The 16311-nt window shown below is 70.1% G+C and carries 17 protein-coding genes; 11 read left to right on the top strand and 6 right to left on the bottom strand.

What is annotated here, in order from left to right; translation table 11 throughout:
• Positions 1-32 precede the first annotated feature (32 nt).
• Entirely contained in the window at positions 33-839 is an 807-nt protein-coding gene (locus ACWDZ6_RS23030) for a hypothetical protein (RefSeq protein WP_326651708.1), read from the bottom strand.
• A 40-nt stretch (positions 840-879) separates the two neighbouring features.
• Between ACWDZ6_RS23030 and ACWDZ6_RS23025 the strand changes: the two genes are divergently transcribed.
• The 4 genes from ACWDZ6_RS23025 (at position 880) to ilvD (ending at position 5240) form a co-directional block, all read left to right on the top strand.
• Positions 880-1833, top strand: a complete 954-nt coding sequence (locus ACWDZ6_RS23025; protein WP_451504331.1) for a Ppx/GppA phosphatase family protein — start codon at positions 880-882, stop codon at positions 1831-1833.
• Positions 1834-1856: 23 nt separating this feature from the next.
• The gene (locus ACWDZ6_RS23020; protein ID WP_451504330.1) at positions 1857-2684 is read left to right on the top strand and encodes a sugar phosphate isomerase/epimerase family protein; all 828 of its coding nucleotides are present in this window, start codon (positions 1857-1859) and stop codon (positions 2682-2684) included.
• Entirely contained in the window at positions 2681-3295 is a 615-nt protein-coding gene (locus ACWDZ6_RS23015; protein ID WP_451504329.1) for a TetR/AcrR family transcriptional regulator, read from the top strand. Before ACWDZ6_RS23020 ends, ACWDZ6_RS23015 begins: the two co-directional genes overlap by 4 nt.
• Before the next feature lie 94 nt (positions 3296-3389).
• Entirely contained in the window at positions 3390-5240 is a 1851-nt protein-coding gene (ilvD, locus tag ACWDZ6_RS23010; protein WP_451504328.1) for a dihydroxy-acid dehydratase, read from the top strand.
• Between the two features lie 31 nt (positions 5241-5271).
• Here the strand turns inward: ilvD and ACWDZ6_RS23005 are convergent, their stop codons facing one another.
• A complete protein-coding gene (locus ACWDZ6_RS23005) occupies positions 5272-7416 on the bottom strand; it encodes a protein kinase domain-containing protein (RefSeq protein WP_451504327.1) in 2145 nt (714 codons plus the stop codon).
• A gap of 127 nt (positions 7417-7543) precedes the next feature.
• Here ACWDZ6_RS23005 and ACWDZ6_RS23000 point away from each other — a divergent pair, with 127 nt between their 5' ends.
• From ACWDZ6_RS23000 to ACWDZ6_RS22990, 3 genes are read left to right on the top strand one after another with little or no spacing between them, the layout of a single operon-like run.
• A complete protein-coding gene (locus tag ACWDZ6_RS23000) occupies positions 7544-7882 on the top strand; it encodes a peptidase (RefSeq protein ID WP_451504326.1) in 339 nt (112 codons plus the stop codon).
• Positions 7883-7917: 35 nt separating this feature from the next.
• Positions 7918-8487 carry a hypothetical protein gene (locus ACWDZ6_RS22995; protein WP_451504325.1) on the top strand — a complete coding sequence of 190 codons (570 nt, stop codon included), beginning with the start codon at positions 7918-7920 and terminating at the stop codon, positions 8485-8487.
• A gap of 25 nt (positions 8488-8512) precedes the next feature.
• On the top strand, positions 8513-9277 hold the full coding sequence (locus ACWDZ6_RS22990) for a class I SAM-dependent methyltransferase (RefSeq protein ID WP_451504324.1): 765 nt from the start codon (positions 8513-8515) through the stop codon (positions 9275-9277).
• A 151-nt stretch (positions 9278-9428) separates the two neighbouring features.
• Here ACWDZ6_RS22990 and ACWDZ6_RS22985 read toward each other — a convergent pair whose 3' ends face one another.
• Positions 9429-9890, bottom strand: coding sequence for a hypothetical protein (locus tag ACWDZ6_RS22985; RefSeq protein ID WP_389179576.1), 462 nt, complete (start codon positions 9888-9890; stop codon positions 9429-9431).
• 103 nt (positions 9891-9993) lie between these two features.
• On the opposite strand from ACWDZ6_RS22985, the gene ACWDZ6_RS22980 reads away from it, so the two are divergent.
• Both ACWDZ6_RS22980 and ACWDZ6_RS22975 read left to right on the top strand, forming a co-directional pair.
• Positions 9994-10836 carry an ABC transporter ATP-binding protein gene (locus tag ACWDZ6_RS22980; RefSeq protein ID WP_451504323.1) on the top strand — a complete coding sequence of 281 codons (843 nt, stop codon included), beginning with the start codon at positions 9994-9996 and terminating at the stop codon, positions 10834-10836.
• On the top strand, positions 10833-11570 hold the full coding sequence (locus ACWDZ6_RS22975; RefSeq protein ID WP_451504322.1) for an ABC transporter permease: 738 nt from the start codon (positions 10833-10835) through the stop codon (positions 11568-11570). Before ACWDZ6_RS22980 ends, ACWDZ6_RS22975 begins: the two co-directional genes overlap by 4 nt.
• Here the strand turns inward: ACWDZ6_RS22975 and ACWDZ6_RS22970 are convergent.
• Both ACWDZ6_RS22970 and ACWDZ6_RS22965 read right to left on the bottom strand, forming a co-directional pair.
• Positions 11567-12184 (bottom strand): L,D-transpeptidase, encoded by a 618-nt coding sequence (locus ACWDZ6_RS22970; RefSeq protein ID WP_451504321.1) that lies wholly within the window; start codon positions 12182-12184, stop codon positions 11567-11569. The genes ACWDZ6_RS22975 and ACWDZ6_RS22970 overlap by 4 nt on opposite strands.
• Complete coding sequence (locus tag ACWDZ6_RS22965) at positions 12177-12683, bottom strand: SigE family RNA polymerase sigma factor (protein WP_451504320.1); 507 nt, start codon at positions 12681-12683, stop codon at positions 12177-12179. The genes ACWDZ6_RS22970 and ACWDZ6_RS22965 overlap by 8 nt, the downstream gene beginning before the upstream one ends.
• A gap of 137 nt (positions 12684-12820) precedes the next feature.
• Between ACWDZ6_RS22965 and ACWDZ6_RS22960 the strand changes: the two genes are divergently transcribed.
• Both ACWDZ6_RS22960 and proC read left to right on the top strand, forming a co-directional pair.
• The gene (locus ACWDZ6_RS22960) at positions 12821-13747 is read left to right on the top strand and encodes a L,D-transpeptidase (RefSeq protein ID WP_451504319.1); all 927 of its coding nucleotides are present in this window, start codon (positions 12821-12823) and stop codon (positions 13745-13747) included.
• Between the two features lie 158 nt (positions 13748-13905).
• Complete coding sequence (proC, locus tag ACWDZ6_RS22955) at positions 13906-14715, top strand: pyrroline-5-carboxylate reductase (RefSeq protein WP_366736092.1); 810 nt, start codon at positions 13906-13908, stop codon at positions 14713-14715.
• 71 nt (positions 14716-14786) lie between these two features.
• Here proC and trpS read toward each other — a convergent pair whose 3' ends face one another.
• Entirely contained in the window at positions 14787-15782 is a 996-nt protein-coding gene (gene trpS / locus ACWDZ6_RS22950; RefSeq protein ID WP_451504318.1) for a tryptophan--tRNA ligase, read from the bottom strand.
• Between the last annotated feature and the right edge of the window lie 529 nt (positions 15783-16311).

The following is a 16311-nucleotide window of genomic DNA, read 5'->3' as shown; positions in this document are numbered from 1 at the left end:
CCTCGGCCCCGCCTGACGTGCCCCGGCCGCCGCTACGCCTTCGGGTCCGCCGGGTGCGGAGCCACCAGGGGGAGCTGCGAAGACAGTCGCGCCTCGCACAGTTCCACCAGCACGTCGTACGCCTCCTTGCCCATCAGCTCCGTCAGCTCCGGGCGGTATGTCACAAACACCGGCTCTCCCGCCCCGTGCGCCGATGTCGCCGACGTGCACCACCAGTGCAGGTCGTGGCCGCCGGGGCCCCACCCGCGCCGGTCGTACTCGCCGATCGAGACCTGCAGCACCTTGGTGTCGTCGGGGCGCTCGATCCAGTCGTACGTACGCCGTACCGGCAGCTGCCAGCACACGTCCGGCTTCGTCTCCAGCGGCTCCTTGCCCTCCTGCAGGGCCAGGATGTGCAGCGAGCAGCCCGCCCCGCCCGCGAACCCCGGACGGTTCTGGAAGATGCAGGAGCCCTCCCAGCGGCGCGTCTGGCGTTCGCCGTCGTCGTCGGTCTGGACCCAGCCCGACGACGTACCGACGTCGTGGAACTGCCAGAGCTCCGGAGTGAGGCGGGCGACATGCCCCGCCACCCGTTTCTCGTCGTCCTTGTCGGAGAAATGCGCGCCCAGCGTGCAGCAGCCGTCGTCCGCGCGGCCCGCCTGGATGCCCTGGCAGCCGCTGCCGAAAATGCAGGACCAGCGTGAGGTCAGCCAGGTCAGATCGCAGCGGAAGACCTGTTCGTCGTCGGCGGGGTCGGGAAACTCGACCCACGCGCGCGCGAAGTCCAGGCCCTTCTCGTCGCGCTTGAGGTTCTTCGGGGGCTCGGCTTTGCCCGCTTTCGCCTTTTTCGTCTTTGGCACAACACCAGAGTATGCGTGCGACAGCAGTAGCGTTCGGTCCATGAGACTCGGAGTCCTCGACGTCGGTTCGAACACAGTGCACCTGCTGGTGGTGGACGCCCACCCCGGTGCCCGACCGCTGCCCGCCCACTCGGACAAGGCCGAACTGCGGCTCGCCGAACTTCTCGACGATGAGGGGGCGATCGGGCCCGAGGGCGTCGCCCGGCTGATCGAGACGATCGCGCGCGCCGTGCAGTCCGCCGAGGACCAGGGCTGCGAGCAGGTGCTGCCGTTCGCCACCTCGGCGGTGCGGGGGGCCAGCAACGCCGACGAGGTGCTGGCCAGGATCAGGGCCGAGACCGGCGTGGATCTGGCCGTGCTGACCGGCGAGGACGAGGCCCGGCTCACCTTCCTCGCCGCCCGCCGCTGGTTCGGCTGGTCCGCCGGAAGGCTGCAGATCCTGGACATCGGCGGCGGTTCGCTGGAGATCGCCTGCGGGATCGACGAGGAGCCGGACGCCGCGGTGTCGCTGCCGCTCGGCGCGGGCCGGCTGACCGCGGCAATGCTGCCCGGCGACCCGCCCGACCCCCAGGACGTGAAGGCGCTGCGCCGCCATGTGCGGGCCGAAATCGCCCGTACGGTCGGCGAGTTCCGCAGGTTCGGGAAGCCGGACCACGTCGTGGGGACGTCCAAGACCTTCAGGCAGCTGGCCCGTATCGCGGGCGCGGCGCGCTCCACCGAGGGGCTTTACGTGCAGCGGGAACTGAGTCGTAAATCACTGCAGGAGTGGGTCCCCAAACTCGCCGCCATGACGGTCGAGGAGCGTGTCGAACTCCCCGGTGTCTCCGAGAGCCGCGCCCGCCAGCTGCTGGCCGGAGCGGTGGTCGCGGAGGCTGCGATGGATCTGTTCGGCGCCGAGACGCTCGAGATCTGCCCCTGGGCGCTGCGCGAGGGCGTGATTCTGCGGCGCCTCGACCACCTCCCGCCCCGCCTGGACCAACTCCCGAGCCGCTAGCGCGGGCCCGTACCCTGTCTCCCGTGGCAGAACCAGCGGTGCGTATCCCGGATGCGAAGGTTGTCCTGTCGACGGCTTCCGTCTACCCGGAGTCCACGGCGACGGCCTTCGAGATTGCCGCGCGCCTGGGCTACGACGGTGTCGAGGTCATGGTCTGGACCGATCCCGTCAGCCAGGACATCGAGGCCCTGCGCCGGCTATCCGACTATCACCAGATGCCGATCCACGCTGTCCACGCGCCCTGTCTCCTGATCACCCAACGGGTCTGGTCCACGGACCCCTGGGTGAAGCTCCAGCGCGCGCAGGCGGCGGCCGAGAAGCTGGGCGCCTCGACGGTCGTCGTGCACCCGCCGTTCCGCTGGCAGCGGCAGTACGCGCGTGACTTCGTGTCCGGGATCTGGCGGATGGCGAACGAGACGGACGTCCGGTTCGCTGTCGAGAACATGTACCCGTGGCGCTACCGGGACCGCGAGATGCTGGCGTACGCCCCCGACTGGGACGTCACGAAGGAGGACTATCGCCACTTCACGATCGACCTCTCGCACACGGCGACGTCCCGCACCGAGACCATGGCCATGGTCGACCGGATGGGCGACCGCCTCGGCCATGTCCATCTCGCCGACGGCAAGGGATCCGCGAAGGACGAGCACCTGGTCCCGGGCCGCGGCAACCAGCCCTGTGCCGAGCTGCTCGAGCGCCTCGCCGGCACCGGCTTCGACGGCCATGTCGTCATCGAGGTCAACACCAGGCGTGCGATGTCCGCCGCCGAACGCGAAGCCGATCTGGCGGAGGCGCTCGCCTTCACCCGGCTGCATCTCGCCTCGGCCGCGTCGGGGATCAGCCGATCATGACCGGCGCACAGGCTCCTCGGCGGCGCGGACGCCCGGCCCGTACGGAGACGGACGAGGGCCCAGGAGCCCGGGAGCGGATCCTCGAGGCGGCCCGTACGGAGTTCGCCGAGCGGGGCTACGACAAGACGACCGTCCGCGGTATCGCCAGGGCGGCGGGCGTCGACCCGGCACTCGTCCATCATTACTTCGGTACGAAGGACGAGGTCTTCGCGGCCGCCATCGAGGTCTCCTTCGAGCCGGCGCTGGTCATCCCGGCGATCCTGGGGCAGGGCGCGGAGGGCATCGGCGAGCGGCTGGCCCGCTATTTCATCGGCGTGTGGGAGAACCCGGCGACCCGAGGCCCGCTGCTGGCGATTGTCCGTTCCGCGCTCACCCATGAGGCGGCGGCCAAGGTGCTGCGCGGCTTCGTACTGCGGCGGCTGCTCGAACGGCTGGCGGGGGACCTCGACGTACCGGATCCGAAGTTCCGGGCGGAGCTGGCGGCCTCGCAGATGATCGGCATCGCGATCCTGCGGTATGTGATCAAGGTGGAGCCGCTGGCCTCGGCGGACCCCGAGGAGATCGTGGCGATGGTGGCCCCGACGCTCCAGCGGTATCTGACCGAAGCGTGAGCCGGCCGTCCCGTATAACGGACGCGCTGTCCAGATCTTGGAGCTGCGGCGTACGCTCGACGGTAGTCCTACCCCTATTGAGGAGCGAGCGACGATGCCCGAGCTGAGGTCCCGCACTGTCACCCACGGCCGGAACATGGCGGGCGCCCGCGCCCTTATGCGGGCCTCGGGCGTAGCGAGCTCGGACATCGGCAAGCCGATCGTCGCGGTTGCCAATTCCTTCACCGAGTTCGTGCCGGGACACACCCACCTCGCGCCGGTCGGCCGGATCGTCTCCGAGGCGATCCTGGCGGCGGGCGCGGTGCCGCGCGAGTTCAACACGATCGCGGTCGACGACGGCATCGCGATGGGCCACGCCGGAATGCTGTACTCGCTGCCGTCCCGCGACCTGATCGCCGACTCGGTCGAATACATGGTGGAGGCGCACTGCGCCGACGCGCTGATCTGCATCTCCAACTGCGACAAGATCACGCCGGGCATGCTGATGGCCGCGCTGCGCCTCAACATCCCGGTCGTCTTCGTCTCCGGCGGTCCGATGGAGGCCGGACAGGCCACGCTCGTCGACGGCACGGTCCGCAAGCTCGACCTGATCAACGCCATCGTGGACGCGGTCAACGAGGACGTCTCGGACGAGGATGTCCTCCGTATCGAGGAGAATGCCTGCCCGACCTGCGGTTCCTGTTCCGGCATGTTCACCGCCAACTCGATGAACTGCCTGACCGAGGCCATGGGCCTCTCCCTGCCGGGCAACGGCTCGGTGCTGGCCACGCACACCGCCCGCAAGGCGCTGTACGAGAACGCCGGCCGCACCGTCGTCGAGATCACCAAGCGCTACTACGAGCAGGACGACGAGTCCGTCCTGCCGCGCAATATCGCGACCCGCGCCGCCTTCGACAACGCCATGGCACTCGACATCGCCATGGGCGGCTCGACCAACACGATCCTGCACCTGCTCGCCGCCGCGCAGGAGGCCGGGCTCGACTACGACCTCAAGGACATCGACGCGGTCTCGCGCCGCGTCCCGTGCCTGGCGAAGGTCGCTCCGAACGTCGCACCCGGCGGCACGTACTACATGGAGGACGTGCACCGCGCCGGCGGCATCCCCGCCATCCTCGGCGAGCTCTACCGCGCCGGGCTGCTCAACGAGGACGTGCACAGCGTCCATTCGCCCAGCATCAAGGACTGGCTGGAGACGTGGGACGTCCGGGGTGGCTCGCCGTCCGAGACGGCCGTCGAGCTGTGGCACGCGGCGCCGGGCTGTGTGCGGTCGGCGACCGCCTTCTCGCAGTCCGAGCGCTGGGCGAGCCTGGACACGGACGCGGCAGGCGGCTGCATCCGCGACGCGGCGCACGCGTACTCCAAGGACGGCGGACTGGCCGTCCTCAAGGGGAATCTCGCGGTTGACGGCTGTGTCGTGAAGACGGCCGGCGTCGACGAGTCGATCTGGACCTTCGAGGGTCCGGCCGTCGTCTGTGAATCGCAGGAAGAGGCGGTCGACAAGATCCTCCGCAAGGAGATCAAGGAGGGCGACGTCGTCGTCATCCGCTACGAGGGCCCCAGGGGCGGCCCCGGTATGCAGGAGATGCTCTACCCGACGTCCTTCCTGAAGGGGCGGGGGCTCGGCAAGGCATGCGCGCTGGTGACGGACGGCCGCTTCTCCGGCGGCACGTCGGGGCTGTCGATCGGCCACGCCTCGCCGGAGGCGGCCTCGGGCGGGACCATCGCGCTCGTCGAGGACGGCGACCGCATCCGTGTCGACATCCCGAACCGTTCGATCGACCTCCTCGTCTCCGAGGCCGAGCTGGCCACCCGCCGTGAGGCGCTGGACGGGGTGTACGCCCCCAAGTCGCGTGAGCGGAATGTGTCGGCGGCGCTGCGGGCGTACGCGGCGATGGCGACGAGCGCGGACAAGGGCGCGGTCAGGGACGTGTCCCGACTCGGCTGACGTCGGCTCACCGGTTCACCATTGCGTCGGCTCACCATTGCGCCGGGGCCCGGGCATCGAGTGCGAAGACCGAGCCGTCCGGGGCGCCGGCGACGACCCTGCCGTCGGTGACGACAGGGGTGGGCAGTACGGACGGGAAGGTGTAACGCCCATCGTCCATACGGGGTTTCGACTGGCCGAGCAGCACACCGCGGGTGGCGTCCACGGCCAGCAGCCGTCCGTCTCCGGCCGTCACATAGACCGCGCGGCCGTCGGCGGCCGGGCGTGAGAGATGGGTGACCGAGGTCTCGAGCCGCCAGAGCTGAGCGGCCTTCGTGGCGGTGGCGGCACGGGTGTCGACGGCGAGGAGGGAGCCTCCTGAGCCGGACAGATACACGGTGTCCCCGGCCACCGCCGCCTGGGCCTGGTCGACCGGGACGGACAGCGGAATGCGGCGGACGGTACGGGTCTTGCCCGCTGTGTCGAGGCGTACGACGGCGTCCGTGAAGCCGTCGGTGTCGGCGGAGAGCAGATACAGGGCGCCGCCCTCGAACTGCACCGGACTCAGCGACCCTTTGACGCGCTTCTCCCAGAGCAGGTCGCCACTGGTCGGGTCGACCGCGCTGACCAGCGTGGACGCCCCGTTCGCCGCGGGCGTCGCGGCGAGGGCCGGTCCCTCGCCGCCGGGGGAGGAGACCCACTGGGTGCCGCGTGCGCCGCGCTGTCGGGTCCAGCGCTCCTTGCCCGTGCTGGCGTCGACGGCTCGCACGAGTCCGCCGTCCGTCACCAGCAGCACCACATCGGCGGCGTGCCGGACGGTCGAGTACCGCGAGATGTCCAGGTCCCAGCGCACCTTGCCCGACTTCGGGTCGAGCGCCTCGAGGCGGTCCCCGCCCGGCGCCACCACCTGCAGCAGCCCTCCGGCGAGCAGGGGCGTCATGCCCGCGTCGGTCTGCGTCGCGCTGTCGCCCGCCTTCGCCTCCCAGAGCGTCCTGCCGTCGTTCGGGCTCAGCCGGGCGGCCTTGATCCCGGGCGCCGTGCAGTACAGCGCCGGGCCCGCGGAAGCGCAGACCGGAGTCCTGTTCTCCGCGTGCCCGCCGCGCAGCGGGACACTCCAGGGGTGGAAGCGCTGCCCCGCGCGAGGCGTGGCGGTAGCGGATCCCGCGCTGTCGCCGTCGGCCACCGTGCGTGCGGTGATGATGCCGGCCGTGACCAGCACCGCGAGTGCGGCGGCCACCCAGCGGATCTTCTTGTCGCGCCAGGCCCGTGGTGCGGTCCGGATTCCGGCGACGAGACCACGCGGCGCGTTCTCCCGGGGGTCCGGCGTCCGCTGCGCGGGTATGTAGGCCTGAGTGTCGTACGAGGCCGACGGCGAGGACGCACGCAGCGCGACCATCAGCTCGTACGGCGTCGGCCGGTCGGCCGGGTCCTTCGCGAGGCAGCGCCGGAACAGCGGTACGAGATCCTCCGGCACACCTGCCAAGTCCGGTTCGTTGTGCACCACTTGGTACGCCACGATGTACGGGCTGTCCGAGTCGAAGGGCCCGCGCCCGGTGGCCGCGTGCACCAGTACCGCGCCCATCGCGAACACATCGGCGGCCGGTCCCACCTCGCGCGGACGCTGGAACTGCTCGGGCGCCATGAACGGCGGTGTACCGATCAGCTTGCCCGTCTCCGTACGCAGATCACTGTCCGTGGGACGGGAGATACCGAAGTCGATGACCTTGGGCCCGTCGGGCGCCAGCAGCACATTGCTCGGCTTGAGATCGCGGTGCACCACACCGGCACGGTGGATGTCGCGCAGCGCCTCGGCCAGCCCCGCGCCGGCCTTGCGCAGCTCCGCCGCGTCCAGCGGTCCGTTCCGCTTCACGCGCTCCGCGAGCGTCGGGCCCTCGATGAACAGCGTGGCCATCCAGGGCCGTTCGGCCTCGGGGTCGGCATCGACGACGGGCGCGGTGAAGGCCCCGCTGACCCGGCGGGCCGCCGCGACCTCCTGCTGGAAGCGGGCTCTGAACTCCGGATCCGAGGCATGCTCGGCATGGATGACCTTGACCGCCAGGCGCAACCCCGAGGCGGAGGTGGCGAGATGGACGACCCCCATGCCGCCTGTGCCCAGGCATGCCTCAAGCCGGTACTGCCCGGCATATTCCGGATGCTCCGCTTCCGGAAACTGCCCGGTGGTGCGCAGCGGTGGCATTTCCCACCCCCGTGTGGTTCGTGCGCAAGCGCGACGCACGGAGCCTAGTCGATGATGCGTGCGATGCAGGGGTGGCTTGCTAGCCTGCGCGGCGTACAGAGAGCACGTTTCAACGGGGGAGAGACCGATGGCTGTTGAAGAAGTACAGAACGGTGTCAAGGGCGTCGAGGCCGAGGCCGAGGCGGCGGCGGGGGCCGTGGCGGGCGAGTCGCTGGGGTCGAAGCGCTATCCGGTCGCACCGGGCTGCCAGCTGAACGTCCGCAGCGGCCCCGGCACCAACTACCGGCTCATCAAGGTGCTCCCGCTCGGAGCGCGGGTGCCGATCAACTGCCAGAAGCCGGGCGAGTCGGTGAGCGGTCCGTACGGCACCACCAACATCTGGGACAACATCGCCAACGGGCAGTTCGTCTCGGACGCCTATGTGCAGACCGGCAGCGACGGCTATGTCACCATCCGCTGCTCCTGACGGGACGCCGGCGCCGTCCGGGGATAATCGACTCCGTGAGCGAGCAGAGCGTGCAGAGCGGCCAGGGCGACCAGAGCGAGAACAGCGGTAGCCACACCGGCGGCACCAGCAGCGGCGCCGGCGGCGGGCCGCAGCCCGAGCCCATCCGTTTCTTCGGTACGACCTGGGTCGGCCGCGACGGGGGCTACGGGCTGCGCCGCGCCGGCGTCGCCGTTGGGTCGCTCGTCGCCGCCGTCGCCGGCTGTCTGGTCCTGCGGCTCGGCTACCAGGGCCTGGACATCGCCGATGTCGGCGGATTCGTCAACATGCTGGTCATCCTCATGTTCGCGGTCTGCAGCGCCGTCGCCTTCCGCAAGACCTGGGAGAGCTTCACGCGCCGGCCCACCGGCACCGCCACCGAGGACGCGCTGCGCACCCTCAAGGCGATCGGCTTCGTCGGCGCGCTCCTCGCATACTTCTTCCGCTCCCTTGCCGAGGCGCCGGGCGAGAAGCTGCGGCGCGCGGAGTACGAGACGGCCCGCAGCCAGTACGAGAAGCGCCGTGGCAGCCGCACCGGCAACCCTGCCGCCCGCAAGGGAAAGAGCGTCAAGTCCAGGCGTAGGTAGGCGCGTCCCGGTGAGGATGAGGCGCATGACGGACCACGCGCTGCGGGCACTCTCCTTCGACTCGGCTGCCGCTCAGTACGACGCCGCCCGCCCCGGTTACCCGCCCGCGCTCTTCGACACGGTCGAGGAGCTGACCGGGCGTCCCCTCAAGGGCTCCCGAGTGATCGATGTCGGCGCGGGCACCGGTATCGCAACGCGGCTGCTGCGTGACCGCGGCGCTCGCGTCACCGCCGTGGAACCGGGGCCCGGCATGGCCGACCAGCTCCGCCGCGGACTTCCCGACGTCCCGCTCGTCCGAGGCCTCGGCGATGCCCTGCCCCTCGCCGACGGCTGCGCCGACCTCGTCACGTACGCGCAGTCCTGGCACTGGACCGACCCGGCCCGTTCCGCCCCCGAGGCCCTGAGGGTGCTGCGGCCGGGTGGCGCGCTGGCTCTGTGGTGGAACGTTTCGGACCCGGCCGTCGCCTGGATCGCCGCACAGGACGAGCGCATCCGGCGTCAGGCACAGGGCGCGGCCCATGGCGCGGCCGGTCGCGGCCGGCGCCTGCCGGACGGACCGGACCGCGTGACCCGCCGGGTGCGCTGGAGCCGCCGGGTCTCGCTCGACACCCATCTCGACAACCTCGGCAGCCACTCCCTCTTCCTGGTGCTGGGAGAGGAGGCAACGGCCGCCTTTCTTGCCCGGGAGCGTGCCGAGCTGCTCGCGGTCTTCCCGGACGGTGTCGTCGAGGAGATGTACGCCGTCGACCTGACTGTCACGTTCCGACCGCCCGCGATGTCCATCCCGTAGGGGCTGACGAGCTCGTACGGGCAGCCCGCCGCCCGGGCGCGGCGCGATCCCACTGGTCCCGGCCGGTCCCGGTCGGTTCCGGCTGGCGCTCGCGGGCCGGCAGGCCGCCGCCGGTTCCGGCTGGTCCCGGGCGTGGGCCGGCGCCGGCGCGTCAGGCCTGCCGACGGGAGAACCGCCCGACCAGCCCCACGACGCCGACCACCAGCACTCCCCGCCACAGCCCGTCCCAGAGGCTGCCGAACAGCCCCTGCGCGGTGAGTGCCTGCCGTACCACCACATCGGTGGCGACCATCAGGGCGCCCGGCACAGCCGCGACCCGCCACGGGTGGGCCGCGGCCCAGCGCCGGATCCGGCGGTCGTCGCCGCTGCCTGTGCCCGGCTTGTCGCCGAGCACCGCGCCCGCGCCGCCGACCATGAAGAACAGCATCAGCGCGACCGACAACGCACCGGCCAGCACGCCGAGTCCGATTCCGTCGCCGATCGTGCCGAGCGCGAGGGCGACGCCGCCGCCCAGCGCACCGACTGTCGCGGCGGCGCGCCACGGCCCGAGCGTCGCCGAGGCTACGGCGAGCCGCCGCCGTTCGGCCTTCGAGATCTCACTGTTGTGGCTCATATGTTCACGGTCCGTCCCCCATGCCGGGGAGCGCCATGGGGGATGCCCCTGACGTACCCCCCATCTCTTGACGCGGCAGAGCACCAGGTGCACTATTCATCGCATGATGAATTCTTCTGGGCCCGCTGTCCTGGCCCGCGGCCTCACCGTCGTACGAGGAGACCGCACCGTCCTTCGAGGCATCGACTTCACGGTGCCGCCCGGCAGGATCACCGGCCTGCTCGGACCGTCCGGCTGTGGCAAATCGACCCTGATGCGAGCAATCGTCGGCACCCAGGCCAAGGTCACCGGGACGCTCGAAATCCTCGGCGAACCGGCGGGCCACGCCGCGCTCCGCTCCCGTATCGGCTATGTCACCCAGGCCCCGTCCGTCTACAACGACCTGACGGTCCGCCAGAATCTCGACTACTTCGCCGCCGTGCTGCAGCCCGGCCGCAGCCACCGCGACGCCCGGCGCGAACACGTCGCCCGGGCCATCTCCGACGTCGACCTCACCTCGCACGCAGACTCACTCGCCGGCCGGCTCTCGGGTGGCCAGCGCACCCGCGTCTCCCTCGCCGTCGCTCTGCTCGGCACGCCCGAACTCCTGGTCCTCGACGAACCGACCGTCGGCCTCGATCCCGTTCTGCGCCGCGATCTGTGGGACCTCTTCCACCGCCTCGCCGACGAACGCGGCGCGGCGATCCTTGTCTCCTCCCATGTCATGGACGAGGCCGAGCGCTGCCACCGCCTGATCCTCATGCGGGAAGGCGAGATCCTCGCCGAGGACAGCCCGGACTTCCTGCGCACCCGCACCAGCTCCGAAACGGTCGAGGGAGCCTTCCTCCACCTGGTCGACCAAGCCAACGCCGGGCAAGTCGGCGCCAGTCAGGCCACGACCCCTCAGGCCACGACCCCTCAGGCGGGCACCGACGAGACCGACGCACTTCAGGAGAACGCCCGATGAGCACCGCACGCACCCTCGCCACCGCCACCCGCGTCCTGCGCCAGTTGCGCCACGACCCGCGCTCCATCGCACTGATGATCCTCGTGCCGTGCGTGATGCTCTTCCTGCTGCGCTACGTGTTCGACGGCAGCCCGCAGACCTTCGACTCCATGGGAGCCTCGCTTCTCGGCATCTTCCCGCTGATCACGATGTTCCTGGTGGCGTCCATCGCGACCCTGCGCGAACGCACCTCGGGCACGCTGGAACGACTGCTCGCCATGCCGCTCGGCAAAGGCGACCTCATCGGCGGCTACGCCCTGGCATTCGGCCTCGTCGCCGTCGTCCAGTCCCTCCTCGCCACCGGCCTCGCACTCTGGGTGCTGGGCCTGGACGTCATCGGCTCACCCTGGCTGCTGCTGCTCGTCGCACTTCTCGACGCCCTGCTCGGCACGGCCCTCGGCCTCTTCGTCTCGGCCTTCGCGGCCTCCGAGTTCCAGGCCGTCCAGTTCATGCCGGCCGTGATCTTCCCGCAGCTGCTGCTCTGCGGCCTGTTCATTCAGCGCGAGAAGATGCAGCCCGTCCTGGAAGGCATCTCGAACGTCCTGCCCATGTCGTACGCCGTCGACGCCATGACCCAGGTCCTCGGCCATCCGGACGCCACTGCGGACTTCACCCGCGACGTCCTGATCGTCGCGGCCTGCGCGGTCCTGGTTCTGGCGTTGGGCGCGGCGACGCTTCGCCGTCGTACCGCCTAGCTCAGGGCGATGACGTCCCCGACGGCGAGCTGGTCGTAGAGCCACTTGGCATCCGAGGAACCCACTCCGATCGCGCTCCGGGAGAAGTTCTTGTCCGAAGGAGACTGGATGGCGAACATGGTGGTGCCATCGGGCCGCGACAGCTCCACCACCCAGCTCGCGTTGAGCATGTAGGTGTCCCCCAAGCCGATCGTCTCCGCGGGCACCCTGCGCTTCGGGGACTTCGACACAACCGTCAACCGGCCCGGGGCGACCTTGCCCAGGACCACGACGATCGAACGGGGCTGCACCACGTCCTTGGTGACCGTCAGTGTCCCCGTCCCGCGCTCGATCGTGGCTGCCGGCGCCTGCACCGATACGGACGGGCTCGGCGGGACCGCCGCAGGCAGCTGCCGCGCCTCGTCCGCCCCCATCAGCTGCGGCAGCCCGACCGCGACACCCGCGAACAGCGCGAGGGCCGCCGCCGTCGCCCCGGCGACCCGCCGCCGACGTCCACGTATCTCGCCGCGCCGCCGGATCTGAGCACCCGACAGCGAAGGCCGCGCCTCCGCTCCGGCAGCCAGGACACGCAGCGCAGAGTCGAGTCCGTCCCGCTCGCGACCGGTCTCAGACATGGCTGCCTTCCCTCTCGTCGGCAGACTCCCCGGGAGACAGCAACCTGGCGAGGGCGGCCCGCCCGCGCGACAGCCTGGCCTTGACCGTACCGGCCGGTGAACCCGTCTCCGCTGCGATCTGCTCGATGCTCAGATCGCAGAGATGATGCAGCACCACCGCCTGCCGCTGCGCCTCGGGCAACCTCCGCAACGCCTCGACGAGCACCGTGTGTTCGGGGCCGGGCCCCGGTGTACGGTCCGCCGGAGGATGGTGCCGCACCAGCTCCAGCCACCGCCGCGCCCGCCGCCAGCGACTCACCGCCAGCCGCATCGCGACCGTACGGATCCACGCCTCGGGAGCCTCCTCCGCCAGAAACGAGGCACGGCGGTCCCAAGCCCGAACGAACGCCTCCTGGACCACGTCCTGCGCCTCGCTGCGATCGCCCGTCAACGCGTACAGCTGCCCCACAAGCCGGGGGAAGGCGCTCGCGTAGAAGGTGTCGAACTCCTCCTCCGTCACGAGCGGTAGGACAGCCCCGGCGCCTTCCCGGTTCCACGGGAAACCATCTCCGCCCCCTGTGCAACCTGCCTCCCTTCTCATGCGTACAGAAGCCGGACCAACACAGCTGACCTTCAGCTGACCCAGGGGGGAACTCAATGCCACGTCACATCACGGCTGCCGTGCTCGGCCTGATCTGCGCGCTGTCGCTCACCGGCTGCTCCGGCGCGGGCGGGACACCGGACGCCGTCGCGGCGCCACCGCGCCGGCCCGTCGCCAACTCGACCCCGGTAGTACCGCGGCCCACGGCCGTCCCACCGTCCACCGCCACCCTCGGCCACCTGGCCGCCGCCTCCATCAACATCACCGACGGCCGGCACGTCGGCGTCGGCCTGCCTATATCGGTGACCTTCAAGCGCCCGATACCCAAGTCCCAGCGGGCCGACGTGGAACGCCGGCTCGAGGTCACCGCCGACCCCGGAGTCACCGGAGCCTGGGCCTGGATCAAGGATCGCAATCTCCACGACGGCCAGCGCATCGACTTCCGCCCCCGGACCTACTGGAAGCCGGGCACCCGAGTCACCGTCAAGGCAGGCGACTCCCTCTCCCGCTCCTTCACAGTCGCCCGCTCTCTGGTGGCCACCGTCGACGTCCGCACCCACCGGATGACCGTGGTCAAGGGCGGCGCCACCCAGACCATCCCGATCACCGCGGGCCGCCCAGGCCTGGACACCTGGAACGGCACGATGGTCGTCTCGGACAAGCAGCGCCGCGTATTCATGGACTCCCGCACCGTGGACCTCGGCGACGCCTATGCCGGCTACTACGCATACGCCGTCCACCTCACGACGTCGGGCACCTACCTCCACGAGAACCCGAAGGCCGACACCTACGCCGGCCGCAGCAATGTCACCCACGGCTGCATCGGCCTTCCTTCCGACGGCACGGCCCGCCGCTTCTACGAGCAGATCATCCCGGGCGACGTCATCCGCGTCATCAACTCCAAGGACCAGGTCGCCTCCGGCAACGGCTACGGCGACTGGAACCTCTCCTGGTCCGAATGGCGCTCCCGCAGCGCCCTCTAGCCTCACTGCACCGATGGGTCCCGACGGCTCCGCCGGGACCTGCCGTCCGAGGGCGCGGACCGGAGCTCACCCGTACCGCCCCTCGGACGCCCGGGCACGGCCACGCCCCTGGTGCGAGGATGACCGCACGTATCCCCACCGGCGAGGTGAACAGAGCCATGACCCAGACAGTCGCAGTTCTCGGCACGGGCAAGATCGGAGAAGCCCTGCTCAGTGGCATGATCCGCGCCGGCTGGCGCCCCGCCGATCTGCTGGCTACCACCCGCCGCGCCGACCGCGCCGAAGAACTCCGCACCCGTTACGGCGTCGAGCCCGTCAACAACGCCGAAGCCGCCAAGCGCGCGGACACCCTCATCCTGGCCGTCAAGCCCCAGGACATGGGCAAGCTCCTCGACGAACTCGCCCCGCACATCACCGCCGAGCGTCTCGTTATCAGTGCCGCGGCCGGTATCACCACCTCCTTCATCGAGGAGCGCCTGACCGTAGGCACCCCCGTGGTCCGCGTCATGCCCAATACCCCCGTCCTCGTCGATGAGGGCATGTCCGTGATCTCGGCCGGCAGCCACGCCACCGCCGAACACCTCGCGCACGCCGAGGAGATCTTCGGCGGAGTCGGCAAGACCCTCCGCGTCCCCGAGTCCCAGCAGGACGCGGCCACCGCCTTGTCCGGATCGGGTCCGGCGTACTTCTACTTCCTTGTCGAGGCCATGACCGATGCGGGCATCCTCCTCGGCCTACCCCGCGCCCAGGCCCACGACCTGATCGTCCAGGCCGCCATCGGCGCAGCGGTGATGCTCCGCGACAGCGGCGAACACCCCGTAAAGCTCCGTGAAGCCGTCACCTCCCCGGCCGGCACCACGATCAGTGCCATCCGCGAACTCGAGAACCACGGAGTACGCGCCGCCCTGATCGCCGCCCTCGAAGCGGCTCGCGACCGTAGCCGTGAGCTCGCCTCGGGCAACGGCTGACGATCGCCGCACTCCCGCCGCCGTGGCGCCACGGCGGCGGGAGCAGCCGCATCCCTTTCTCTTGTCCGCTGCTACGCGGGCAAGAGCCCGATCGCCCGATAGGCGGCATCGACCCTCGGCCGCGCCGTCCCCCTGGCCCGCTCGGCTCCCTTCCTCAGTACGCCATCGACGTGTCCCGGATCCGCCGCCAGCTCGGCATGCCGCTCCCTGACCGGCCTGAGCAGCTCCACCACCGCCTCGGCCGTGTCCTTCTTCAACGCTCCGTACGACTCATATACACCGGCCAACTCGTTCGGGTTCCCACCCCCGCAAGACGCCAGGATTTCGAGCAGATTCGCGATACCCGGCTTGCTCTCCCGGTCGTACTCGACCTCGCGCCCGCTGTCCGTGACCGCTCGCATGATCTTCTTGCGCACCATGTCCGCGTCATCGAGCAGATAGACGATCCCGGCCCCGGACTCGTGCGACTTCCCCATCTTCGAGGTGGGGTCCTGCAGATCCATGAGCCGCGCCGCCACCGGCGGATGTGTCGCCTTCGGCACGGTGAACGTATGCCCGTATCTCTGGTTGAACCGCACGGCCAGATCGCGGGTCAGCTCGACATGCTGGGCCTGGTCGTCACCCACAGGCACCTCATCGGCCCCGTACGCCAGGATGTCCGCCGCCATCAGCACCGGATACGTCAGCAGCGACACCCGCACACTCTGTCCGGCAGCCGGTGCCCGCGCGCTCTTCTCCTTGTACTGGATCATGCGCCGCAGCTCGCCGTCCGTCGCCGTGCACTCCAGCAGACAGGACAGCCGCGCGTGCTCGTCCACATGACTCTGTACGAATACGGTGCACCGCTCCGGATCCAGGCCCGCTGCCAGCATGAGCGTCGCGGCCTGCCGGCTGAGTCTGCGCACCCGCGCCGGATCGTGCTCCATGGTCAGCGCATGCAGATCGACCACGCTGAACAGTGCGTCCGCCTGATGCTGATCGACCTCGACCCACCTGCGCAGGGCTCCGAGGTAGTTGCCCAGGGTCAGATGCCCTGTCGGCTTGATACCGCTGAAGATCCGAGTCATCCCGCTCTCCGTCTCCTGACTGGAGCCGCCGCGTCGAGTGGCCGGACTCCCGGAGGGAGTAACGAGAACGGCCGCCGAAGCGGCGGCCGTTGAGTGCATGCGTAAGTGCCGGCCGCCGTCAGGCGGCCCACCACTGGAGGAAGCACGTACGCGCTGTCATGCGCACGAGAGTACGCACCCGGGCCCGAAGTTGACAGCACATACGGGCATCCGTAGTGTTCTCCGAGTTGTCCGACGTGAGCACCGACTTCGGTCGGTCCCCGGACAGCCATTCCGCAAGATCCACTACAAGCGAGCGACACTCCGTTGCCCGACTTTCTGTGCGCTTTTGTGGAATGAGGAATCCGCGTTCGAATGAGCGCGACCCGATTAGCGTCGGGGGCGAGGATTCCGCTAAAGTCTCACTCGTCGGAACGGCCCAACGGCCGGAAAGGCAAATCCCGCTGACTGGGAATCAGGCCCGAAAGGATCTGATAGAGTCGGAACCGCCGGAAAGCCGAAAGGCTGGAAAGCGAAACCCCGCTCCGAC

The organism is Streptomyces sp. NPDC002926 (assembly GCF_053591755.1).
Note: the sequence above shows the minus strand (reverse complement) of the source record. Positions and strands in the feature narration are given on the sequence as shown.

Bases quoted from the DNA above. Each gene is read 5' to 3' on its own strand.
- ilvD (WP_451504328.1), top strand. From the start codon at position 3,390: ATGCCCGAGCTGAGGTCCCGCACTGTCACCCACGGCCGGAACATGGCG.
- ACWDZ6_RS23005 (WP_451504327.1), bottom strand. From the start codon at position 7,416: ATGCCACCGCTGCGCACCACCGGGCAGTTTCCGGAAGCGGAGCATCCG.
- ACWDZ6_RS23000 (WP_451504326.1), top strand. From the start codon at position 7,544: ATGGCTGTTGAAGAAGTACAGAACGGTGTCAAGGGCGTCGAGGCCGAG.
- ACWDZ6_RS22985 (WP_389179576.1), bottom strand. From the start codon at position 9,890: ATGAGCCACAACAGTGAGATCTCGAAGGCCGAACGGCGGCGGCTCGCC.
- trpS (WP_451504318.1), bottom strand. From the start codon at position 15,782: ATGACTCGGATCTTCAGCGGTATCAAGCCGACAGGGCATCTGACCCTG.
- ACWDZ6_RS22990 (WP_451504324.1), top strand. From the start codon at position 8,513: ATGACGGACCACGCGCTGCGGGCACTCTCCTTCGACTCGGCTGCCGCT.
- ACWDZ6_RS22960 (WP_451504319.1), top strand. From the start codon at position 12,821: ATGCCACGTCACATCACGGCTGCCGTGCTCGGCCTGATCTGCGCGCTG.
- ACWDZ6_RS23025 (WP_451504331.1), top strand. From the start codon at position 880: ATGAGACTCGGAGTCCTCGACGTCGGTTCGAACACAGTGCACCTGCTG.
- ACWDZ6_RS22970 (WP_451504321.1), bottom strand. From the start codon at position 12,184: ATGTCTGAGACCGGTCGCGAGCGGGACGGACTCGACTCTGCGCTGCGT.
- ACWDZ6_RS23015 (WP_451504329.1), top strand. From the start codon at position 2,681: ATGACCGGCGCACAGGCTCCTCGGCGGCGCGGACGCCCGGCCCGTACG.
- ACWDZ6_RS22980 (WP_451504323.1), top strand. From the start codon at position 9,994: ATGATGAATTCTTCTGGGCCCGCTGTCCTGGCCCGCGGCCTCACCGTC.
- ACWDZ6_RS22975 (WP_451504322.1), top strand. From the start codon at position 10,833: ATGAGCACCGCACGCACCCTCGCCACCGCCACCCGCGTCCTGCGCCAG.
- proC (WP_366736092.1), top strand. From the start codon at position 13,906: ATGACCCAGACAGTCGCAGTTCTCGGCACGGGCAAGATCGGAGAAGCC.